At 43.2% G+C, this 22,160-nt stretch carries 21 protein-coding genes; 2 read left to right on the top strand and 19 right to left on the bottom strand.

Annotation, left to right across the window (positions count from 1 at the left end):
- Positions 1–122: 122 nt before the first annotated feature.
- Together QRN39_RS05945 and QRN39_RS05940 are read right to left on the bottom strand one after the other, a co-directional pair.
- Positions 123–1,796, bottom strand: a complete 1,674-nt coding sequence (locus tag QRN39_RS05945) for a DAK2 domain-containing protein (protein WP_253622623.1) — start codon at positions 1,794–1,796, stop codon at positions 123–125.
- Positions 1,797–1,811: 15 nt separating this feature from the next.
- The gene (locus QRN39_RS05940) at positions 1,812–2,174 is read right to left on the bottom strand and encodes an Asp23/Gls24 family envelope stress response protein (protein ID WP_003211680.1); all 363 of its coding nucleotides are present in this window, start codon (positions 2,172–2,174) and stop codon (positions 1,812–1,814) included.
- 271 nt (positions 2,175–2,445) lie between these two features.
- Here QRN39_RS05940 and rpmB point away from each other — a divergent pair, with 271 nt between their 5' ends.
- Positions 2,446–2,634 carry a 50S ribosomal protein L28 gene (gene rpmB, locus QRN39_RS05935; RefSeq protein ID WP_003212514.1) on the top strand — a complete coding sequence of 63 codons (189 nt, stop codon included), beginning with the start codon at positions 2,446–2,448 and terminating at the stop codon, positions 2,632–2,634.
- A gap of 69 nt (positions 2,635–2,703) precedes the next feature.
- Here the strand turns inward: rpmB and spoVM are convergent, their stop codons facing one another.
- From spoVM to QRN39_RS05850, 17 genes are all read right to left on the bottom strand, one after another.
- Entirely contained in the window at positions 2,704–2,784 is an 81-nt protein-coding gene (spoVM, locus tag QRN39_RS05930) for a stage V sporulation protein SpoVM (RefSeq protein WP_008354550.1), read from the bottom strand.
- A 71-nt stretch (positions 2,785–2,855) separates the two neighbouring features.
- On the bottom strand, positions 2,856–3,500 hold the full coding sequence (locus QRN39_RS05925; protein WP_284906458.1) for a thiamine diphosphokinase: 645 nt from the start codon (positions 3,498–3,500) through the stop codon (positions 2,856–2,858).
- A 60-nt stretch (positions 3,501–3,560) separates the two neighbouring features.
- Positions 3,561–4,211, bottom strand: a complete 651-nt coding sequence (gene rpe, locus QRN39_RS05920; protein ID WP_284906457.1) for a ribulose-phosphate 3-epimerase — start codon at positions 4,209–4,211, stop codon at positions 3,561–3,563.
- A 3-nt stretch (positions 4,212–4,214) separates the two neighbouring features.
- Positions 4,215–5,111, bottom strand: a complete 897-nt coding sequence (gene rsgA / locus QRN39_RS05915; RefSeq protein ID WP_284906455.1) for a ribosome small subunit-dependent GTPase A — start codon at positions 5,109–5,111, stop codon at positions 4,215–4,217.
- Between the two features lie 12 nt (positions 5,112–5,123).
- On the bottom strand, positions 5,124–7,079 hold the full coding sequence (gene pknB, locus QRN39_RS05910; protein ID WP_003212486.1) for a Stk1 family PASTA domain-containing Ser/Thr kinase: 1,956 nt from the start codon (positions 7,077–7,079) through the stop codon (positions 5,124–5,126).
- The gene (locus QRN39_RS05905; protein ID WP_284906452.1) at positions 7,073–7,843 is read right to left on the bottom strand and encodes a Stp1/IreP family PP2C-type Ser/Thr phosphatase; all 771 of its coding nucleotides are present in this window, start codon (positions 7,841–7,843) and stop codon (positions 7,073–7,075) included. The genes pknB and QRN39_RS05905 overlap by 7 nt, the downstream gene beginning before the upstream one ends.
- Positions 7,844–7,846: 3 nt before the next feature.
- Positions 7,847–8,929: a dual-specificity RNA methyltransferase RlmN gene (gene rlmN / locus QRN39_RS05900; RefSeq protein WP_003212089.1), complete on the bottom strand. Its 1,083-nt coding sequence runs from the start codon at positions 8,927–8,929 to the stop codon at positions 7,847–7,849.
- 3 nt (positions 8,930–8,932) lie between these two features.
- Entirely contained in the window at positions 8,933–10,276 is a 1,344-nt protein-coding gene (gene rsmB / locus QRN39_RS05895) for a 16S rRNA (cytosine(967)-C(5))-methyltransferase RsmB (RefSeq protein WP_226805172.1), read from the bottom strand.
- On the bottom strand, positions 10,263–11,216 hold the full coding sequence (gene fmt / locus QRN39_RS05890; RefSeq protein ID WP_050945065.1) for a methionyl-tRNA formyltransferase: 954 nt from the start codon (positions 11,214–11,216) through the stop codon (positions 10,263–10,265). The genes rsmB and fmt overlap by 14 nt, the downstream gene beginning before the upstream one ends.
- Before the next feature lie 5 nt (positions 11,217–11,221).
- Entirely contained in the window at positions 11,222–11,704 is a 483-nt protein-coding gene (def, locus tag QRN39_RS05885; protein WP_050945066.1) for a peptide deformylase, read from the bottom strand.
- Between the two features lie 15 nt (positions 11,705–11,719).
- A complete protein-coding gene (gene priA, locus QRN39_RS05880) occupies positions 11,720–14,128 on the bottom strand; it encodes a primosomal protein N' (RefSeq protein ID WP_284906449.1) in 2,409 nt (802 codons plus the stop codon).
- A complete protein-coding gene (gene coaBC, locus QRN39_RS05875) occupies positions 14,125–15,342 on the bottom strand; it encodes a bifunctional phosphopantothenoylcysteine decarboxylase/phosphopantothenate--cysteine ligase CoaBC (protein ID WP_284906447.1) in 1,218 nt (405 codons plus the stop codon). The genes priA and coaBC overlap by 4 nt, the downstream gene beginning before the upstream one ends.
- Before the next feature lie 117 nt (positions 15,343–15,459).
- Entirely contained in the window at positions 15,460–15,663 is a 204-nt protein-coding gene (gene rpoZ / locus QRN39_RS05870; protein WP_003211647.1) for a DNA-directed RNA polymerase subunit omega, read from the bottom strand.
- A 3-nt stretch (positions 15,664–15,666) separates the two neighbouring features.
- Positions 15,667–16,281: a guanylate kinase gene (gene gmk / locus QRN39_RS05865; RefSeq protein WP_003212381.1), complete on the bottom strand. Its 615-nt coding sequence runs from the start codon at positions 16,279–16,281 to the stop codon at positions 15,667–15,669.
- 9 nt (positions 16,282–16,290) lie between these two features.
- A complete protein-coding gene (remA, locus tag QRN39_RS05860) occupies positions 16,291–16,560 on the bottom strand; it encodes an extracellular matrix/biofilm regulator RemA (protein WP_008344898.1) in 270 nt (89 codons plus the stop codon).
- Positions 16,561–16,636: 76 nt separating this feature from the next.
- Positions 16,637–17,512 carry a YicC/YloC family endoribonuclease gene (locus tag QRN39_RS05855; protein WP_003211878.1) on the bottom strand — a complete coding sequence of 292 codons (876 nt, stop codon included), beginning with the start codon at positions 17,510–17,512 and terminating at the stop codon, positions 16,637–16,639.
- A gap of 83 nt (positions 17,513–17,595) precedes the next feature.
- Positions 17,596–20,271, bottom strand: coding sequence for a calcium-translocating P-type ATPase, SERCA-type (locus QRN39_RS05850; protein WP_284906443.1), 2,676 nt, complete (start codon positions 20,269–20,271; stop codon positions 17,596–17,598).
- A 164-nt stretch (positions 20,272–20,435) separates the two neighbouring features.
- On the opposite strand from QRN39_RS05850, the gene QRN39_RS05845 reads away from it, so the two are divergent.
- On the top strand, positions 20,436–22,145 hold the full coding sequence (locus QRN39_RS05845; protein ID WP_050945071.1) for an Rqc2 family fibronectin-binding protein: 1,710 nt from the start codon (positions 20,436–20,438) through the stop codon (positions 22,143–22,145).
- The last annotated feature ends 15 nt before the right edge of the window (positions 22,146–22,160 follow it).

Genomic DNA, 22,160 nt, shown 5'->3' with positions numbered 1-22,160 from the left:
ATATTGGTTTGGTTCTTTCTTTAGACTAATGGATTCAATCGTTTCCCGCAACTCATTTCACCGTTGAATCGTTAGTAAAAAATTGCAAAAGAAGAAGAAGGGCTTTATTTGCCCTTCTTTCGTTATTCGACAGCCAAAATATATGAATAAAGCGGCTGTTTTCCATCGTGGACTTCAACTTCTATATCTTCAAATGTTTCTTCAATAAAGGCTTCTAACTCATCCATCTCTTCAGATGATGCATCTTCCCCTTTAATGATCGTAACAATCTCATCATCTTCTGTCACCATTTTGGTCAAAAGTTCTTTTGCTGCATCTAATTGATTTTTCGCAGTTAAGGTGATTTTTCCGTTAAAGAGACCCATATAATCTCCTTTGGCAATGTCGATTCCATCAATTTGGGTATCTCTCACCGCAAAGGTAATTTGGCCGCTTTTCACGTGGTCAATCGCTTCTAGCATCGCCGCTTCGTTGTCTACATTTGAAGCTGCTTCATTGAGAGAAAGAAGTGCCGACATTCCTTGAGGAACGGTCTTCGTTGGAATGACAACAACCTCACGACTTGAGACAGTTGCCGCCTGTTTCGCTGCCATGACAATATTAGAATTATTAGGTAAGATAAAGACGGTTTCGGCATGTACGCTTTCAATTGCTGTGACAATGTCTTCTGTACTTGGGTTCATCGTCTGTCCGCCTTCAATGACGACGGAAGCTCCGATACTTTTAAACAAGTCAGCAATTCCTTCTCCCATTGCGACACTGACGACTCCAAAGCGCTGTTTTTCAGCAGCAGGTGCCTTTGGTGCAGCGGGCGCATGTTCTTTTTCTTCGTTCACAATCGAGCTATGCTGCTCTCTCATGTTTTCAATTTTCATATTGATCAGGCTGCCGTAGCGCTGTGCATAGGATAAGACATCTCCAGGCTGCTCTGCATGAATATGAACTTTCGCCAGCGTTTCATCAGATACCACAAGAAGTGAATCTCCGAATTCGCTTAAGTCTTCTCTGAAGGCATTCTCATCAAAGGACTGTTTCTCTTCTTCAAATTTCACCATAAATTCAGTACAATAACCAAATTCAATATCTTCAGTGTTCATATGGCTTTGTGCACTTTTATGATGCTCTGCACTGACAAGTTCTTTTAACGTTGGCAAAGAGGCCGCTTTCAGATGGAGGTCCTCTCCTCTTAATGAAGCAAGGAAACCTTCATATACGCAGAGAAGTCCCTTACCTCCACTATCGACAACGCCTACTTCTTTTAAAACAGGAAGTAGATCTGGCGTTCGATCAAGTGATGCTCTCGCTTCCTCAATCGTTAACTCAAGAACGCGGTCAATGTCATTTTCGGTTGCTGAAACAGCAACCGCTTTCTTTGCTGCATCCTTTGCGACCGTTAAGATGGTCCCTTCAATCGGTTTCATCACGGCTTTATAGGCTGTATCAACACCGGCCTGCAAGGCAAGGGCAAATTCTTTGGCGTCAATCGTCTCTTTTTGTTCTATATTTTTACTGAAACCTCTAAAGAGCTGTGATAGGATGACGCCTGAGTTTCCTCTTGCGCCCATCAATAGCCCTTTTGACAAGGCCACGCCGACCTTCCCAATATGATCGGTATTTGTTTCTTCAACTGCTTTTGCCCCTGAAGTCATTGACAAATTCATATTTGTCCCCGTGTCTCCATCTGGCACTGGAAAAACATTTAACGCATCCACAATTTGTGCGTTTTGAGAAAGATGGTGAGCACCTGCAAGAATCATTTTTGCAAATGAGCGGCCATCAAGATTTCTAATAGACAATATATTTCCTCCTTACTACGGGTTCGTAACTCTTACTCCTTGTACATAAATGTTGACCGAATCAACAGAAAGTCCAACTGTGTGAGAAATCGTATATTTGACTTTCGTTTGAACATTATGTGCGACTTCTGATATTTTTGTACCGTAGCTGACGATGATGTACATATCAATATGAATGCGGTCTTCTTTTTGACGCACAAGAACACCCCGGCTGAAGTTCTCTTTACGGAGAATATCCGTCAAGCCGTCCTTGATTTGATTTTTGGACGCCATCCCAACAATACCATAGCAATCGATCGCAGCGCCTCCTGCCACCATTGCAATGACTTCATTTGATATATCAATTTGTCCGTATTTCGTTCTAAGTTCAATGGACACATTGGTTCCCCCTTTTTGAGAAATTGCCCTGAGTTATCACTATTTTACTATAAGACCCTTCTTTTTAAAAGAAATCATTCAATCCGACCCAATCCTACTTATACTATAGCCTTGATTTTTTATCAAGATGTCAAGGTATTTTTCTTGAAAGAGGAGTAAACAATCCTTGCAAACCCCTTGAAGCTGTGGTAAATTATTAAAGTATCTTGAGGCATCTCTAAGTACGTATATGAAGAATATGATGATGTTTTCGCAGTTAGGAGGGAAACAAATGGCACGTAAATGCGTTATTACAGGCAGAAAAACAAAAGCTGGGAACAATCGTTCTCACGCAATGAACTCTACAAAACGTACATGGGGCGCGAACCTTCAAAAAGTTCGTATTCTAGTGGACGGTAAGCCTAAAAGAGTATATGTATCAGCTCGAGCTTTGAAATCTGGTAAAGTTGAGCGTGTATAAGCAAGAGTAAACGCCTGCTACAATAACTTGTAGCAGGCGTTTTTATGTGGAAATAAAGGAGATTACTCATTAATCTTTCTTAAATGAACCAAGCATCGCACGGACAATGCCGCCAAGAAATCTAGGCAGTTTGATTGTATAAAATTTCATTTTGTCCCCCTCCTAAAAGTACCGCTTGCAGCACAATTGAGCTTAATCAGCCATCCACATTGATAGGTTGGTCAATCTTTGCTTCTTACCATTATTAATATGCCTTCATGAAAAGAAAAAGTACCATTTGAGTGGATGAGTTCGTTACTAATACATAGTGTGGAACCAGGCTCAATATGACAATTTTTCAGAGGATATTTGAAACCTTTTAACGTCAGCTTTTCAACCGGTGTTCCAAAGGGTAAAAACGATACATATTTTTTATCCTGATCTTCTTTTATTTCGTATGTACCAGGTTCAAACATTTGAATGATATTTTGTTTGTCTACAAGGGTGATATTCTGCTTGTGCTGAATCCCTTTGTAAAGAAGATGGATATTTCCTAGAAAATGATCCGCCCTTCCTCCTGTAATACCATAGATGTAAATATGTGCTGGATGCTGACTTAGTGCCCAGTTCAGTGCAAGCTCTAAATCGGTTTCATCCTTTTCAGCTTGAAATACATTCACAGCAGGCAATTTCTCTTTCAGCTCCCGAAGCTCTTTTTCTGTCACACTGTCAAAATCACCAAAGGCTTTGGCAGGGGTAATACCGTGCTCTAGTAAGAAGAGGGTTCCACGGTCTACGCCAATCCAGAGAACATCCTCCTGTGATGCTTCACGTTCAAGTGGCGGGATGTATTCAAAAGGACCGCCGGCTACGATATGTATGTGCATGATACACGCTCCTCTCCATGTAAAAAGAACCAAAGATCACAATGACTTTGGTTCCTTCCTTTACGCTTCTCGAATTGCCTGGATCGCTGCTGCGCGGTTTTCTTTACCATATACCGCAGAGCCCGCTACTAGTAAATTAGCGCCTGCTTCTTTGCAGCTCTTTGCAGTCTCTACATTGACACCGCCGTCTATTTCTATTAGTAAATCGGTTAAGCCCTTTTGTTCACTCAGTGCTTTTACTTCTTTTACCTTCGTGAGGACAGATGGAATAAATGCCTGTCCCCCAAAACCAGGGTTCACTGTCATGAATAACACAAGGTCCACATCTTCTAATACATGCTCAATGTGAGAAACAGGTGTGTGCGGATTCAAGACGACCCCTGCTTTTACACCTTGTTCTTTCATATGTTGTATTGTTCGGTGTAAGTGCGGACAAGCTTCCACATGAACAGAGATAATATCAGCGCCTGCTTTTGCGAATGCAGAAATATACCGATCTGGCTGCTCAATCATTAAGTGAACATCAAGCGGAAGACGCGTATGTGGTCTGATCGCTTCAACGACATTTGGCCCAAATGTCATATTCGGAACAAAATGACCGTCCATGACATCGATGTGAATGTAGTCTGCACCGCCTTGTTCCACATCACGGATATCTTTCTCCAAATTGGCAAAATCTGCTGATAAAATGGAAGGGGCAATATAAACCATGATTTAGTACCTCGGCTTTCTGTCTTTGATTTCAGTTAAAAACTCTAAATAATGCTGATAGCGATATTCTTTGATTTGATCATGCTCGACCGCATCTTTTATCGCACAGCCAGGCTCTTTCACATGCAGGCAGCCTCGAAATTTGCAATCTGCACTCCGGTCTCTAATGTCTAAAAAGTATAGACCTAGATCTTCTGCTTCGATGCCAGTAAATTCGAGCGAGCTAAAGCCCGGAGTATCTGCAATGAGCCCGTCTGCTGTTCGAATGAGTTCGACATGTCTTGTCGTATGCTTTCCTCGTCCGAGATGGGATGAGATATCATCTGTTTTCAGCGCCAATTCAGGACTCATCGCATTTAAAAGGGAGGACTTGCCTACACCAGACTGACCGGCAAATACCGTGATTTTATTGTGAAAATGCGGGGTCAGCTTCTCAATGCCATCTCCTTCAATCGTAGAGGTTAAATGAACCTCATAACCAATTTGCCGATAGTCGTCTGCATATGCCTTGATGGTTTCACGCTCTTCGTCTGTTTTCAATAAGTCAATTTTAGTGATACAGATAATCGGCTCAATATGATTGGCTTCTACAAGCACTAAAAATCTGTCTAAAAGTGAGGTGCTAAAGGCTGGTTCTGCCGCTGAGAAAACAAGTACCGCTTGATCAACGTTACTAATAGGCGGACGAACAAGTTCGTTTGTCCGTTCTTTTACTTCTAATAAGTAGCCTTCTTTATCATTGTCTGCTTGATACACGACGTAATCGCCAACAAGAGGTGTAATTTTGTTTTTTCGAAAGATGCCTCTCGCTCTGCACTGAACTACTTTTCCACTCTCTTGCGACTCATCCAGCACATAGTAGAATCCGCTTATTGCTTTAATAATTTTGCCCTCAGGCATAAAGTCCCTCCTTTATTCATCATCAGGGTATTCGATCGTTTTCGAGCTGACGACTTTATCATCAACCGTCACTTGATAATATCCTTTTTGACCTGGTTCAATCTTAAATTTAATGGTCCGTTCAGTCGGCGCAGTGATTTTAAAGCTTTCGTATGAATCAGAGATGCTATGCTCCGCATCATCAATGGAAATTTGGACATTCATCTCCTGCCCTTCCGCTTCTGGTTCATAAGGGATTTCAATCTTTTCAGTTACCGTTTTAGCTGGTTTTTCCTTCGGTCCAAGAGAGAATGTAATCTTGACCGTATCACCTGGTTTAACAGCCGTTCCTGCTCCTGGTTCCTGCTTCATGACCTCGCCTTTTGGCACATCGTCAGAATGCGCTTCTTTTTCATCAAGCTTTAAGCCGTTATCCTCTAAATAATTCGATGCCGCTTGCTTACTATACGTCGTTAAATCACGTAATGTAATATCGGCAGGACCTATGCTGACAGTCAACGTGACTTCTTCATCTGCTGCTACAAGCTCAGTATTCGCTGAAGGACTCTGTTCCATGACAATCCCAGACTCGGTGTCATTATCATTCACTTCCTCCACAACGACCTGTTTAAACCCTTTTTTCTCTAATATTTCTTTTGCTTTATCGACCTTTTCGCCTGTAACATCAGGTAATTCGGTCTTTTCCTTGCCAGTACTTTCGTAAAGCTGAATCTCTGTTCCTTCTTTGACCTTTGTGCCGATTTTCGGGTCTGTTTTGACGACGAGACCTTTTTCAATTTTCTCATCAGCGATCTCTATTGACTCCGAAGCGACGGTAAACCCAGCTTTCTTTAAGGTATCTTCTGCTTTTTCAACCGTCATGCCAGATACATCTGTGACTTCCACATCTTTTGGAAAAAGCAGCCCTGGAAACACAGTGATGGCTAAAATTGACGCAGCAGTCAATATAAATAAGATGGATGCCACAATCCATGGCCATTTTTTTCGTTTCTTTTTCGGCTTTTGTTTCTCTTTTTTCTTCGGTTTTTGAGCCGGATGGACGGCTGTTTTTTCATTGTCTTGATCGATTTGATGATCTTGAATGATTGGGATCGCTTTCGTTGCTTCATGGTCTTCTTCAATAACAAAGCGTTTTTCTTTTAATCTGGCTGGATCGAAAGCGGTTTTTAAGTCTTTTTGCATTTCAGATGCATCTTCATATCGATAAAATGGATCTTTGGCCATCGCCTTTAAAATGATGTTTTCCACGCTTTGTGGAACAGAAGGATTCCATCTTCTCACAGATGGCGGCTCTGATTGCAAATGCTTCAGCGCAACACTGACAGCCGATTCTCCTTCAAATGGCATGCGTCCTGAGATGAGTTCATAGAGCACAATCCCAAGTGAATAGATGTCTGATTTTTTCGTTGCAAGACCCCCGCGTGCTTGTTCTGGAGACAAGTAGTGCACGGAGCCTAGGACAGAATTTGTATGGGTAATGGTCGCTGAGCTGAGTGCCATGGCAATCCCAAAATCAGTGACTTTGATGTTCCCCATATTGTCTATTAATATATTGTGAGGCTTAATGTCTCGGTGGACGAGCTGTTTCGCATGGGCTTCTTCCATCGCCGCAACGACTTGCTCCATGATGCGAACGGCTTCTTTCGGATGAAGCGGGCCATTGGCGTGTATGTATTCTTTCAGCGTCATCCCTTCGACATATTCCATGACAATATAATAAATGTCATCTTCTTCCCCAACATCGTAGATGCTGACAATATTCGAATGATCTAAGCTTGCAGCTGACTGCGCTTCCCGCCGGAAACGTCTAATAAAATCATCATCGCTCGCAAAGTCAAACCGCAAAATTTTAATCGCTACTTCGCGATCTAAAATCATATCCTCCGCCAAATAGACGTTGGCCATTCCGCCTCCGCCTATGACGCGAAGAATCTGATAACGGCCGCTGATCCTTTTTCCGATCAACACTTGCTGTCACCCTCCTCTGGCTGGGAGGAGATTTCTAACAGTACTGCTGTAATGTTATCTTCACCGCCGTTGTCATTCGCTGTTTGTATTAACTCTGTTACTTTTTCCTCTGGCGCGGTCGTTTGCGTTAATATATGAGTCAAATTCTCTTCTTCTACTTTATTCGATAGACCATCTGAGCAAAGCAGGATTTGATCTCCTGGGTCCACTTCAAAAGTACGTGCATCAATTTGAACATGTTTATCTGTTCCTAATGCTTTCGTGAGCACATTTTTTCTTGGATGATATTCTGCATCCGCTTTTGAAATTTCACCTGTTTTCACAAGCTCATTCACGAGTGAATGATCATCTGTTAATTGGGTCAGCGCTCCTTCTCTTAGCAGGTAGCAGCGGCTGTCTCCAATATGCGCAATTGTGACCGTTTGCAAATGAACGAGCGCGCATACAATAGTCGTCCCCATTCCTTGGCACTCCTCATTGTTTTGCGCATGTTCATAAACTTGGTCATTAATGTCACTGATTTTTGAGATTAACCAGCTTTCTTGATCGGCTGGCTTTTCTGGAATTGAAGATGTTTCTTCCCAGTATTCTTTTAAAGAAGAGACTGCCATCTTGCTGGCGACATCACCAGCAAGATGACCTCCCATGCCGTCTGCTACAACAGCGAGAAGTGAATCTTCTTTTGCTTCAAAAATACCTGCATCATCTTCATTATGCTGACGGACTTTTCCTGTATCGGTAAGAAAGGCTGCCCTTATCAACATTCGTCACCTCGTCTCTTCCTGACGCTCCTTCGCTCTTAGCTGACCGCAAGCAGCATCAATGTCATGGCCTTGCTCTCGTCTAATCGTTACGTTTACGCCTCGTTCTTTTAGCGTTTTTTCAAATAGGAAGATTTGTTCTCTAGGTGTTCTCACATAATCTCTCTCTGGTACATAGTTCACCGGAATGAGGTTCACGTGGCACTTGATTCCTTTTAATAGGTCTGCAAGTTCTTCTGCATGGTGAACTTGATCATTTACTCCGCCAAACAGGCCGTATTCAAAGCTGACACGTCTACCCGTCTTTTGAATGTAGTATTCGATGGCTTCCATTAATTTTGGCAGCTTATATGCCTTATTGATCGGCATTAGGCGGCTTCTGATCTCTGTGTTCGGTGCGTGCAATGACACAGCAAAGTTGATTTGCATTTGCTCATCAGCGAATTGATAGATCTTTGGAATGATTCCGCTTGTCGAAACCGTAATATGGCGTGCACCAATATTTAAGCCATGATCATGGTTGATGATTTTAAGGAAAGCAAGCATTTCTTCAAAGTTATCAAACGGTTCGCCAATTCCCATGATGACAACAGAGCTGACTCTCTCGTCTGTTTCGTCAAGTGCCTGCTGTACTTTTAATACTTGTGCAACGATTTCTCCGGCTTCAAGGTTTCGTTTTAAACCGCCGAGTGTAGATGCACAGAATGTACAGCCAATTCTACAGCCAACCTGTGTTGTCACACAGACAGAGTTTCCATATTCATGACGCATAAGCACTGTTTCAATTGTATAACCATCATGCAGTTCAAATAAAAACTTGATCGTTCCGTCTTGAGACGTTTGTTTGATCACGGTTTTTAATGTTGTGATTGTAAATTGATCTTTTAATTTTTCTCTTAAATCTTTGGAGAGGTTAGACATTTCATCAAAGGATGTCACACGTTTCTCATAAAGCCACTCAAAAATTTGAGCTGCGCGGAAAGGCTTTTCGTCTTGTTCTTTTAACCATTCTTTCATTTCGTGAAGCTCAAATGAATAGATCGACGGCATATCTGTTTTCAGTTCTTTTCTTACTTTTTGTTCTGTCATTTTTTATCCCTTCTTTCTCATGCTGCAAATAAAGAAACCATCTGTTCCGAAATAATGAGGAAGAATTTGCACACTTCCGTTTTGAACAAACGGAGCAACCTGCTCAGGCAGCCGTTCATTAAGAGATAGATCGGGTTCGAAGTCTTGGTGTTCTTGTAAAAACGCATGAATCACTTGTTGATTTTCTGTTGGGTCCATTGTACATGTACTATATACAAGGGTTCCGCCAGGCTTTAAAAGCGGAGCTGTTTCTTTTAAGATTGCCTGCTGAATTGAAGCAAGCCTTGCTGAGTCTTCTGGAGACTTTGTATATTTCATATCTGGTTTTCGTCTAATGACGCCAAAACCAGAACACGGCGCATCAATCAGAATCCGGTCAAATGAAGCTTCGCTGTAATCGTCTTTTGCCTTCCTTGCATCAAGCGCTTTTGCTTCAATCTGAGTAAGGTTCAGGCGTTTTGCTGCTTGTTTGATGAGTTTCACTTTATGTTCGTGCAAATCAAGTGAAACAATTTGTCCTTCGTCGTTCATACGCTCTGCGATATGTGTTGATTTTCCGCCTGGAGCCGCACAGGCGTCAAGCACAGCTTCTCCCGGCTGAGGGTCTAGTGCTCTTGCGACAAGCATTGAGCTTTCATCTTGAATGGTCACATAGCCTTCTTGAAAAGAAGGAGTTGAAACGATAGACCCTTTCATCAGCTTAAGTGCATCTTCAGATAAGTCGCCAAGCTCCGTTTCAATTCCGGCATCCAGCAGTTCTTGCTGCAGTGCTGTGCGCTCCGTTTTCATTCGATTGACACGAAGGGTTTGCTTTGGCGGTACTAAATGAATGCGGCACATGCTTTCTGCCGCTTCAAATCCGTACGACTGAACCCATTCCTGCACGAGCCATAATGGGTGGCTTGTCTCAATCGAAAGCCGCTTGACTGGATCTTTGATGTCATCAAAAGCCGGAACGCCTTCTCTTTGCACGGATCGAAGAACGCCGTTCACAAGTGAAGAAATGCCCTTGTGCCCTCTCTTTTTCGTTAGCTCAACCGCTTCATGGATGGCTGCACGATCTGGAATCTTTTCAAGGTACACCATTTGATAAAGAGACATCCGCAAAAGCTGCATGACCCACGGAGCCACCTTTTGCGGTTTTTTCACAAATGGTGCCAGCATATAATCTAATGCCAGCTTGTTTTGCAGTGTACCGTACACAAGCTCTGTTAAGAGCGGTTTGTCCTGATCTGCCAAGTCTTTGTCTTTCATAACTGACTGCAAAAGCAAATTACTGTAAGCTTGGTTTTGTTCGAGTTTGATTAAAGCGTCCAGCGCTACTTCTCTTACATTACTTTTCTTCATTCATTAACCCTAATTTCTGTCCCATTTCGATATTTGCGCCTCTTAAGAAGTCTTCGCCGCTCATCTTTTTCTTACCAGCTGGCTGTACACCTGTTAATAAAAGGCCTTGTTTATTCCCAGTTCCAATGACTGGACCTTCTTTTTGAAGCTCAATCACTTTCCCAGGTTCTTCTTGCGCTTCGAGTGGAACTTTTTTCGCTTCCCATACTTTTAGATGAGCCCCGTTCCATTCAGTATAGGCAACTGGCCACGGATTTAAGCCGCGAACTTGGTTGTAAAGCTCTTCTCCGGTCTTTGTCCAGTCTAACCTTTCCTGCTCTCGCTTTATATTAGGTGCATAAGTTGCCGCTTCTTCATTTTGCGGAATTGGAGAAATAGATCCGCTCAGAACATTCGGCACAGTATCTTTCAATAGTGCGGCGCCTGCTACACTTAATTTATCATGTAATGTACCGACATTGTCTAATTCGTCGATTTCCACTTCTACTTTACTGATCATGTCTCCTGCATCAAGTCGTTCCACCATGTACATGATCGTGACGCCTGTTTTCTTTTTGCCTTGAAGGATCGCATAATGGATCGGCGCGCCCCCTCTTAGTTCTGGCAGCAGCGAGGCATGTACATTGATACAGCCGAACTGAGGTTCATCTAGTAATCGTTTTGGTAGAATTTGTCCAAATGCCGCCGTGACAATTAAATCTGGCTTTAAGGCAAGCACTTTATCAATTTCTTCATCAAGGCGTACCTTTTCAGGCTGCAAGACCGGAATGCCGTGCTTTAAGGCTTCTACTTTCACAGGAGGCGGCGTGAGTACTCGTTTTCTGCCTTTCGGGCGATCTGGCTGCGTGACGACCCCGACAACTTCGTATCCTTCTGTTATAAGTGTCTGCAGCACAGGTACTGAGAAATCAGGGGTTCCCATAAATACAATACGTGCCATTTTCTTCACCCTTCCATTTCCGCAAGTTCTTTTTCTGTATAGGTTTGAATGATTTTCGACGTAAATAATATGCCGTCTAAATGATCAATTTCGTGCAATAAGGCTCTTGCTAAAAATCCTTCTGCTTCTATTGTAAATGGTTTGCCTTTCTTATCAAAGGCTTTTACCTTCACATAGCTCGGTCTTTCTACTGTGCCGTATAAAGATGGAAAGCTCAGGCAGCCTTCAATATCTGTTTGACTTCCTTTCACTTCAAGAACCTCGGGATTCACTAAATCAATTCTGCCCGTTTCTTCTCCGATATCGACAACAGCAATTCTTTGTGAAATGCCGATTTGTGGTGCTGCTAGTCCGACTCCATCTAGCTCAAGCATTGTATCATACATATCATCAAGCAGTTTTTTGAGCTTTTTATCGAACGTATCGACAGGCTCTGCCTTTTGTTCGAGTACTTCTGCCGGATGCATGACTATTGGTTTGACTGCCACTTAAAGCCCTCCGTTTTACATCATCATATATGGATTCATATCTATTGAAATCATCAATTGTTTTTGTTCCATTTCCTTTTGATAATGATCTTGTATTTTCCGTAGTAAACTTGCCAGTTCATTTTCCCTTTTGTATTTTATCACGCATTGATATCGATATCTATCTTTGATCTTAGCGATTGGTGATGCAGCCGGACCAAGAATTCTTGTATTCGGGGCACAGTTCATTTTTAGGAACTGAACAATTTGATCCGTGACATGCGCTGCCTTCGTCACTTCCTCATGTGATACTGTCACCATCGCCAAAAAGTAATACGGCGGATAGGACTGGTGGCGGCGATGCAGCATCTCCTGTTCATAAAAGGCTTCGTAGTCATGCTGCTGCGTTAATTCAATACTATAGTGAGAAGGCGTATACGATTGAATGATCACAGAGCCCGCTTTTTCATGTCGTCCTGCCCTGCCGCTGACCTGCGTGAGAAGCTGAAATGTTTTTTCACTTGAACGGAAATCAGGGATATGAAGAGACGTATCCGCACTTAGAACACCAACAAGTGTGACATCTGGGAAATCTAGCCCTTTTGCAATCATCTGCGTCCCGAGCAAAATATCTGCTTCTTTATTGCCAAAAGATGTGAGGAGCTTTTCATGAGCACCTTTACGAGACGTTGTATCTACATCCATTCGGATGACTCTTGCCTCTGGCAGTACTTTTGTCAGCTCTTCTTCTACACGCTGTGTACCCGTACCAAAATAGCGAATATGCTCACTATGGCATTCTGGACATTCAGCTGGCACCGGTGCCTCGTGACCGCAATAATGGCATTTCAGCCGTTTTTGATAGCGGTGATAGGTGAGAGAAATTTCGCAATGAGGACATTGCTCCACATATCCGCAATCACGGCACATCACAAAGGATGAATAGCCTCTTTTATTCAGAAATAAGACGGCTTGTTCTTTTCTTTCAAGCACTTCCTTTAATCTGAGCATTAAATCTTCTGAAAACATGGACCTGTTGCCATTTCTCAATTCTTCTCTCATATCAATTAACGAAACGTGCGGCAGCTGCTGCTGGTTGACTCGGTTTTTGAGCGTCAGCAATGTAAACACGCCTTTTTTGGCACGCGCGTAGGTTTCAAGTGAAGGAGTTGCACTACCTAAAACAACTGGGCATCGATGCCTTTTGGCTCGTTCAATGGCGACGTCCTTGGCATGATAACGAGGCATTTCCTCTTGTTTATAAGAAGATTCATGCTCTTCATCTATGATAATCATGCCTAGATTTTCAAATGGTGCGAAAACAGCCGATCTCGCGCCCACGACAAGTTTGACTTCCTTGCGGTGGATTTTCCGCCATTCATCATATTTTTCCCCTGTCGATAATCCGCTATGAAGTACAGCCACATTTGAACCGAATCGTTCTTTAAACCGCTGAACCATTTGAGGGGTTAACGAGATTTCTGGAACGAGGACGATCGCTTCTTTTCCTTTTTGTAGGGCATGATCAATCGTCTGCAAGTATATTTCCGTTTTACCGCTTCCTGTCACCCCGTGCAGCAGAAAGGTTTCATGCCGGTCATCACTGACTGCTTGATGTATATGTTTTGCCGCTTCTGCTTGTTCTGGCATAAGGTCAAGTGAAGAAGAAGGTGTAAATGCCCGGTCACGATAAGGATCCCGGTAGACCTCTTCATAGCTTTCTGTTAGCAGCCCTTCTTGAATAAAGGTTTTAAGCGTTTGAGAACTCGCGCCTGTTTGCTGCTGCAAGTCTTTCGCTAAAAAGGTCGTCTCACTCGCTTGAAGCAAAAAGGAGAGCAGAGCCTTTTGTTTCACCGCATTTTTTTTCAGCTGCTGCTTTTTTTCTTCAAGCTTATCTTTTGATGCAGCTAGTTGGAGCGTGCGCACTTTTTTCTTTCCAGATTTTTGCGAGACGTGATACCTTACCTCTAGATGACCTTTTTGGACATGCTTTTGAATCTGTTTTAGTTGTTCGGCTGGGATGTCAGCGTAAAGAATGCTATCTCGCTGACCGAAAAGCTCTTTCAATGACTGCGGAAGTTCTTCATCTGACAGCACTTGAATTTCTTTTTCATACTTCGCCTTCATGGCTGCAGGCAGCATCGATTGAAGTGCCGTAATGTGATAGGACAATGTTTTTTCCGTCAGCCAGTGGGAAAGCTCCAATAGCTCATCTGTCAGAACAGGTGATAAATCAAATAAATCGACAATGTCCTTTATGCTTCCTGTTTTTACGTCTGTTTCTTCTTTGACTTTTGTCACAAACCCTTGAATCTTCCTAGGGCCAAAGGGAACGACCACCCTCATTCCCGCTTTGACGAGATCTTTGAATCGATCTGGTACACGGTAATCGAATGGCCGGTCAATGGCTTTCGTTGTGACATCTACGATAACTTCAGCAATCATGCTCGATCACGCTCTTTTGGCAACAGCTGTTTTGCCTCCTTTAAGATTTCAAAAGCGAGGTCTTTTTTGCTCATCATCGGCAGTTCTGTTGTTGTACCATCTGCTTTGATGATTGCTGCTACATTTGTGTCTGTGCCAAAGCCTGCACCTTCTTTTGTGACATTATTGGCCACAATCATATCTAAATGCTTGGATTCGATTTTCTTTTTCGCATAATATTCTACATCCTGCGTTTCAGCTGCAAAACCGACAAGCACTTGATGCTCTTTTCTTTTCCCCAGCTCTTTTAAAATATCTTTTGTCCGGGTGAATTCAATCTCTAAGGCGCTGTCCTGTTTTTTCATTTTATGAGGATATGAGGTCACAGGGGTATAGTCGGCGACTGCTGCTGATTTAATGACAAGGTCCGCTTCCTCGTACACAGCTAATGCGGCTTGATACATGTCCTCTGCCGATTCAACGTGCACCACATGTACATGATTAGGTGCAGTTAAAGATACAGGTCCTGAAATAAGCGTGACATCTGCCCCCATTTGCTGCGCAGCCTCTGCAATTGCATAGCCCATTTTTCCAGACGATCGATTTGTAAAGAAACGCACAGGATCGATGACTTCTCGTGTAGGACCTGCTGTCACCACGACTTTTTTACCTGAAAGCGGTAAGTTTTTTGGCTCTTCAAAAAATGCACGGATGTGCTCAACTATTTTTTCAGGCTCCTCTAATCGCCCTTTTCCAATATAGCCACAGGCTAAATAACCTTCACTCGGTTCAATAAACCGGTAGCCGTCCTCATATAATGTGCGAATGTTCCGCTTTACAGCCGGGTGATCATACATATGCACATTCATAGCTGGTGCGATCCATACAGGAGCAGTTGAAGCAAGTAAGGTCGTCGTGAGCATATCATCTGCAAGCCCTGCCGACATTTTACCAATCGTATGTGCTGTTGCAGGGGCAACTAGAATGAGATCCGCCCAGTCAGCTACGTCAATATGCGCAATGACTTTTGGATTGTTTTCTTTAAATGTATCCACATACACCTCGTGTCGAGACAGAGCTTGGAAGGTAAGCGGAGACACAAACTCACGAGCAGATTCCGTCATAATCACTCTTACATTTGCGCCCGCCTGTACGAGTTTACTAGTAAGTGCAGCTGCTTTATATACGGCGATTCCTCCGCTGACGCCGAGCAAAATATTTTTTGACTGTAACATTTGTTTGTCCCCCTTAACGGCCTTTTTCACAAATTCGTCTACAATTCAAAAAAGTCAAAACCAATCATAGTTTTGACTTTTTTGAACGTATCGTATCTGCATAGCAGAAGCGATGTGTTATTCTTGATCCTCTTTTTCAAATGTCAAAAGACCGGCATCGATTTCTTCAAGTGCTTTACCTACAAATTTGTAAGATTTCGTATTTTCGATTTGCTGATCTTGGTGGATCTGCATTTCACGTGCACGGCGTGCAGATACTGTCACAAGTGTGTATTTTGAATCTAGTTTGTTCATCAATGAGTCAATTGAAGGATCTAACATAGTTTATTCTACCCCCAGCATTTTTTTATATCTTGGTGCGACTCTGTCTCTGCGCAGGTGTTCTGCAAGGACGATCGCTTTGATTCTTTCACAAGCAAGCTCGACATCATCGTTTTCCACGACATAGTCGTAAGCATCCATCATTTCAATCTCTTCTTTTGCAGCAGCCATTCGATTTCGAATGAGCTCCTCAGACTCTGTACCACGTGTAATGATGCGGTTCTGAAGTTCTGAAAGACTAGGCGGTGCAAGGAAAATAAAAAGACCTTCTGGGAATGCTTCTCTTACTTGAAGTGCACCTTGCACTTCGATTTCAAGGAAAACATCTTTTCCTTCGCTTAATGTCTGTTCTACATAGTCAACAGGTGTGCCGTAGTAATTCCCGACATACTCTGCCCATTCTAACAGCTTTTTGTTTTCAATCATATGTTCAAATTCTTCCCTGGATTTAAAGAAATAATCGACACCATTTCTTTCTCCTTCACGCGGTTTACGTGTTGTCACAGAAATTGAGTATTCAAATTTCGTATCTTCCTGGGAGAAAATGGCTTGTCTGACCGTTCCTTTTCCAACTCCCGAAGGTCCAGAGAGAACGATTAAAAGTCCTCTTTCTTTCATAATGGCGTATTACCCCTGCCCTTCATCTATGATTTCTTCTTTTACAGAAAGTCTTTGCGCGACAGTCTCAGGCTGAACGGCAGATAAGATGACATGGTCACTGTCCATAATGACAACAGCACGGGTTCTTCTTCCGTATGTAGCATCTATGAGCATGCCTCGATCTCTTGCATCTTGTATCATTCGTTTAATCGGTGCTGATTCCGGACTGACGATCGAAATCATCCGATTCGCTGAAATGATGTTTCCAAATCCGATATTGATCAACTTTATGGTCATCTTCTAACGTCCCCCTGTATTATAAACGTCTCTAGTCTCGCCGAAAGAGACGTACTGTAAACAGCATACACAATGACTATTCTATATTCTGCACTTGTTCTTTTATTTTTTCAATAGCACTTTTCATTTCAACCACCAGCTTAGTTAAATGATGATGGTTCGCTTTTGAGCCAATGGTGTTCACTTCACGGTTGAGCTCCTGTACAAGAAAATCAAGTTTTCTGCCAGCAGCACCGCCTTGCATCAAGATTTGCTGGAATTGCTGAAAGTGACTTTTCAATCTCGTAATCTCTTCTGTAATGTCACAGCGGTCAGCAAAGATCGCAGCCTCTGTTGTCAATCTGCTTTCGTCAAGCGCCTCTCCGATCCATTCTTGCAATCGCTGATTGAGCCTGTCTTTATACTGACTCACAACCTCGGGTGCAAAGACTTTGATTTCTTCTGTATAGGCCTCTAATTCAGAAAGCCTCAGCTCACAGTCTTTTTGAAGTGATGTTCCCTCCTGCTCTCTCATGAAGCAAAGCTCCTTGACAGCCGTTTCACAAGCTTCCATCAGCAATTGCTCTAATTGCTCATTTCGGCTAGCCGATTCTTCTACTTGAACGGCATGCTCCAGCCCCAGTAAGTCATGTGCATGCTGAATGCCTGAAATGTGATAGCGTTTCTCGAGATCTTTTGCGGCTTTCATGTATTCATCAAGCAGCGGCCAGTCGATCTGCAAGGACCGGCTTGCTAGTTTACCGCCTTCAATCGTAACAAACAGCTCAATTCTACCGCGCTGCACGTGACGAAGAATGATTTTTTTTAATGTGTCTTCGAAATATAAAAGCGGCCTCGGCAAACGGGCATGAACCTCTTTAAAACGGTGATTGACCGATTTTAGCTCAACTGACACTGTCAGTTCTCCATCCGTTTTACTCGCTTGGCCGAATCCCGTCATACTGCGTATCATGTCAAAACACCCAATTCTTTCATATTAATAAAATGAAAAAGGTAATAGCAGACACTATTACCTCAAAATTATACCATAACGAATTATTTTTTTCTTGTCAAAAGTGATCCTGCCAGTAAAAAAGTTGGCAGTGCAGACATACCGATGATCAGCAGCCAATCAATTGGTGCAATCGCCACCGTTTTGAAAATCGGCTGAAGCGGCGGATAATAAATGACCACAAACATCAGTAAAAGTGATGACAAAACCGCACCGATTAAGTAGAGATTCCCGAATGGATTGCGTTCAAAGATGGATCGTTCACTGCGGCAGTCAAATACATGAATGAGCTGCGCCAACACAAGCGTACTAAATGCAACAGTCTGTGCATATGGCAGGTTGTTTGGATCACGGTGATACACAAACATAAATGCTAAAAGGGTCGCAAGTCCAATGAGGAACCCTCTAGATACAACCTTCCAGCCGAGCCCTCTAGCAAAAATCCCCTCTTTCATATTCCTCGGCTTCCTTTTCATGACATCGCCTTCTGGCTTATCCATACCAAGCGCCATCGCCGGGAGACCATCTGTGACGAGGTTGACCCATAAAATTTGAATAGGAACGAGAGGAAGCGGAAGCGCTAGAAGCATCGCAAACAGCATAACCAAAATTTCTCCCACATTTGATGCGAGCAAATAGCGAACAAACTTACGAATGTTTTCATAAATATTTCGGCCTTCTTTAATGGCCGATTTAATGGTCGCAAAGTTGTCATCAAGTAAAATAAGAGAGGACGCTTCCTTGGCTACGTCTGTTCCAGTGATGCCCATGGAGATACCGATATCTGCTTGCTTAATTGCAGGCGCATCATTGACCCCGTCACCTGTCATCGCTACAATATGTCCATTTTTTTGATAGGCCTTCACAATTCTCAGCTTATGCTCCGGTGATACCCGTGCAAAGACGTATACATTTTCAGCCGTTTGCTCAAGCTCTTTGTCACTCAGCTGATCCAGCGCTTTTCCGTCGAGCACCTTTCCTTGCTTTGGTAAAAGGCTCAAGTCTTTTGCGATCGCTTTGGCTGTTTCCACGTGATCCCCTGTAATCATGACTGTTTTTATGCCCGCATCTCTGCACTCTTTAATCGCTCGTCTCACTTCAGGACGAGGCGGGTCGATCATGCCCTCTAGTCCGATAAATGTTAAATCAGTTTCAGCCTGCTGGACAGTGGTGATTGTTTCGGTCAGACCAATTTTTTTATACGCAATGGCAATCGTTCTCAGCGCTTGTCTTGCTAAACCTTGAATCGCAGCCTCTGTTTCTTGCCTGTGAGTGGCTGAAAATGAAGCTGTGCGTCCGCCGTGCATGATATGGCTTGAACGGTTCATCAGGACATCCGGCGCACCTTTTGCAATGACGTACCGCTCTTTTTGATTCGTTTCGACGACGACTGACATCATCTTTCTTTCTGAATCAAAAGGAAACTCTTCTACCACGTGAAATCCGGCTTCGATGAATTGCTCTGTAAAACCCGCTTTACGTGCTGCGGTGAGAAGTGCCCCCTCTGTCGGATCACCATCAAGCCTCATTTCGCCATCTTTTTCAACGATGGTCGATGTATTACAAAGCGCCCCATATAATAACACCTTTTGCAGACTTGGATGTTTGTCTACATGGACAAGTTCTCCGTTCAAGGTGAAATCACCAGATGGCTCATAGCCCGTACCAGAAATATTCCACGTTTTGCCCTCTGCCCATACATGGGTCACAGTCATTTTATTTTGCGTCATGGTTCCTGTTTTATCTGAGCAAATGATCGACGCGCAGCCAAGAGTCTCCACCGCCGGGAGCTTTCTGACAATCGATTTTTGTTTGATCATCCGCTGCACTCCTAAGGAAAGTGCGACGGTAACAATTGCCGGCAGGCCTTCGGGAATGGCAGCAACCGCAAGTGATACTCCCGCCAGGAACATATGATACAAATCATGTCCTTGCACAACGCCAAGAACCACAACGAGCACCGTTAAAAATAAAGCAGCCACAATGAGGATTTTCCCCAGCTGTTCGAGACGTCTTTGCAGTGGTGTTTCCATATTCCCTGCAGCATCCAGCATACCGGCAATTTGTCCCATCGCTGTATTCATTCCTGTACCAATGACAACGCCCACGCCGCTTCCTCTAGTGACAAGCGTCCCCATAAAGGCCATGTTCGTCAAATCTCCAAGCGAGACATGATTGCTAGAAAGCGGACTTGCGTGTTTGACTGCTGGGATGGATTCGCCAGTGAGAGCAGACTCCTCGATTTCCAGACTCTTTGTTTCTAGTAATCTAATATCTGCCCCAATCCGGTCTCCGCTTGAAAATTTCACAATATCCCCTGGCACGAGATGTTTAGACGGGATCTTGATCCATTCATGATTTCTCCTTGCATACACATGTGGGGTTGATAATTCCTTTAGTGCTTGAAGGGATTTTTCCGCCCGGCGTTCTTGATAAAAGCCGAGCACTCCATTAATCAGAACAATCGCTACAATGGCTACTGCATCAATGTATTCGCCTAGAAAAGCAGAAATGATCGTTGCTGCAAGCAAGATTAACACCATAAAGTCTTTAAATTGCGCTAAAAAAATGATCAGAGCTGACGCCTTTTTCCCTTCCTGCAATTCATTTGGCCCGTGTTTTTCAAGCCGTTTTTGTACATCTTTTTCTGACAGTCCATCACCTATCGATGTATTCATTGTTTTTAATAAATCGGTTTGGTTCAGTTCATGCCAATTCATTTGACCTCGTCCACTCCTCTTTTGTTCTCTCTCATATGCAGTGTTCTATAAGCCAGTTTATTCAGACTCGTCCTAAATCATGCTATAATAATAAGACTGCCTAAAGAACGAGAAATGGAAGGTTCTTTCAGTAGATTTGTGTGAAAGAAGAGGGTGTATCCAACATGTCATTTGACGGCATTTTTACATATGGTATGACAAATGAATTGCAAGAGACATTAACTGGCGGAAGAATTTCAAAAATTCATCAGCCATATAAGCACGAGCTGATTTTTCATATCCGGGCAAACGGAAAGAATCATAAGCTCCTTTTATCCGCTCACCCGAGCTACGCTAGAGTGCAGCTCACAGAGCAGCAATATGACAATCCAAGCGAACCTCCAATGTTTTGTATGCTCCTTAGAAAGCATCTTGAGGGCGGATTCATTGAGCGTTTTGAACAAATTGGATTTGACCGTGTGATCGTACTTCATGTACGAAGCCGCAATGAAATTGGCGACGAACAGACGCGAAAGCTCTACATTGAAATCATGGGAAGGCATAGTAATTTGATTCTTGTCGAAGATGATACGCAGCAGATCATCGATGGCTTGAAGCATCTTTCTCCATCTGTAAACAGCTATCGAACAGTGCTTCCTGGGCACGAATACCTTCTGCCGCCTGCGCAGCAAAAATTAAATCCGTTTGCAGTAACGAAGGACGATATTTTAAAGCATTTACGCTTTCAAGAAGGAATGATCACAAAGCAAATTGTCGATACATTCTCTGGGGTTTCTCCGCTGTTTGCAAAGGAAGCTGTTCACAGGGCCGGTCTTGCCAATCAGGAAACAATTCCAAATACATTGCTCGACATGTTCCAGCTGATTCGCATGCATTCCTTTACCCCGCAGCTGACAAGAAAAGATGGGAAGGAGTATTTCTATTTATTAGAACTGCAGCATGTCCAAGGCGAAATGAAGACATTCGACTCTCTCAGCCAGCTGCTTGACCGCTTTTATTTCGGCAAAGCTGAGAGAGACAGAGTGAAACAACAAGCGTCTGACCTTGAACGGTTTGTCATAAATGAAAAAAAGAAAAATGAAAACAAGCTCAAAAAACTGAACAGAACCCTTGAAGAATCTCAAAATGCCCATAAATACCAGCTCTATGGCGAATTGCTAACAGCCAATTTATATGCCATCAAAAAAGGGGATAAAGAAGCGACTGTCATCAATTATTACGATGAAGATGGCGGAGAGATCACAATACCGCTCAAAACAAACAAAACCCCTTCTGAAAATGCGCAAGCATATTTCACAAAATATCAAAAGGCAAAAAATGCAGTAGAAGCGGTCAATGAGCAAATTGAGCGGACACATAAAGAGATTGCTTATTTTGATGAGTTGATTCAGCAGCTGTCCTCTGCCTCACCGAAGGATTTAGAGGAAATGAGAGAAGAGCTTGTTGAAGGGAAATATTTACGCGCCAAACAAAAGCGCAACGCCAAAAAGAAAAAAACGGCGGCCATTCAGCTTGAAACGTATGAATCGTCTCAAGGGATTCCGATATTAGTCGGAAAAAACAACAAACAAAACGAGTATTTAACCACAAAGGCGGCTGCCCGTGACGATATTTGGCTGCACACGAAGGATGTTCCTGGATCACATGTCGTCATCCGTCATCAAACGCCTGATGAACAGACGCTGCTTGAAGCGGCTCAAATCGCTGCCTACTTCTCGAAGGCAAAGGAGTCGAGCTCCGTTCCTGTCGATTACACGAAAATCCGGCATGTGAAAAAACCAAATGGAGCCAAGCCCGGATTTGTGACGTATGATCAACAGCAAACATTATTTGTCACACCTGACGAAGATGTGGTTCTAAAGCTGCGAAAATAATAAAAGCCGATAAAA

The sequence above is a fragment of the Bacillus sp. lyk4-R2A-2 genome (genome assembly GCF_030209735.1).
GTDB classification, from domain to species: domain Bacteria; phylum Bacillota; class Bacilli; order Bacillales; family Bacillaceae; genus Bacillus; species Bacillus pumilus.
Note: the sequence above shows the minus strand (reverse complement) of the source record. Positions and strands in the feature narration are given on the sequence as shown.

What these genes read in the sequence shown, in the direction of transcription:
- rpmB (WP_003212514.1), top strand. Translation starts at nt 2,446, where the DNA reads ATGGCACGTAAATGCGTTATTACAGGCAGAAAAACAAAAGCTGGGAAC.
- spoVM (WP_008354550.1), bottom strand. Translation starts at nt 2,784, where the DNA reads ATGAAATTTTATACAATCAAACTGCCTAGATTTCTTGGCGGCATTGTC.
- QRN39_RS05925 (WP_284906458.1), bottom strand. Translation starts at nt 3,500, where the DNA reads ATGCACATACATATCGTAGCCGGCGGTCCTTTTGAATACATCCCGCCA.
- rpe (WP_284906457.1), bottom strand. Translation starts at nt 4,211, where the DNA reads ATGGTTTATATTGCCCCTTCCATTTTATCAGCAGATTTTGCCAATTTG.
- rsgA (WP_284906455.1), bottom strand. Translation starts at nt 5,111, where the DNA reads ATGCCTGAGGGCAAAATTATTAAAGCAATAAGCGGATTCTACTATGTG.
- QRN39_RS05905 (WP_284906452.1), bottom strand. Translation starts at nt 7,843, where the DNA reads ATGTTGATAAGGGCAGCCTTTCTTACCGATACAGGAAAAGTCCGTCAG.
- rlmN (WP_003212089.1), bottom strand. Translation starts at nt 8,929, where the DNA reads ATGACAGAACAAAAAGTAAGAAAAGAACTGAAAACAGATATGCCGTCG.
- rsmB (WP_226805172.1), bottom strand. Translation starts at nt 10,276, where the DNA reads ATGAAGAAAAGTAATGTAAGAGAAGTAGCGCTGGACGCTTTAATCAAA.
- fmt (WP_050945065.1), bottom strand. Translation starts at nt 11,216, where the DNA reads ATGGCACGTATTGTATTTATGGGAACCCCTGATTTCTCAGTACCTGTG.
- priA (WP_284906449.1), bottom strand. Translation starts at nt 14,128, where the DNA reads ATGATTGCTGAAGTTATCGTAGATGTCACAACGAAAGCCATTGACCGG.
- coaBC (WP_284906447.1), bottom strand. Translation starts at nt 15,342, where the DNA reads ATGTTACAGTCAAAAAATATTTTGCTCGGCGTCAGCGGAGGAATCGCC.
- rpoZ (WP_003211647.1), bottom strand. Translation starts at nt 15,663, where the DNA reads ATGTTAGATCCTTCAATTGACTCATTGATGAACAAACTAGATTCAAAA.
- gmk (WP_003212381.1), bottom strand. Translation starts at nt 16,281, where the DNA reads ATGAAAGAAAGAGGACTTTTAATCGTTCTCTCTGGACCTTCGGGAGTT.
- remA (WP_008344898.1), bottom strand. Translation starts at nt 16,560, where the DNA reads ATGACCATAAAGTTGATCAATATCGGATTTGGAAACATCATTTCAGCG.
- QRN39_RS05855 (WP_003211878.1), bottom strand. Translation starts at nt 17,512, where the DNA reads ATGATACGCAGTATGACGGGATTCGGCCAAGCGAGTAAAACGGATGGA.
- QRN39_RS05850 (WP_284906443.1), bottom strand. Translation starts at nt 20,271, where the DNA reads ATGAATTGGCATGAACTGAACCAAACCGATTTATTAAAAACAATGAAT.
- QRN39_RS05845 (WP_050945071.1), top strand. Translation starts at nt 20,436, where the DNA reads ATGTCATTTGACGGCATTTTTACATATGGTATGACAAATGAATTGCAA.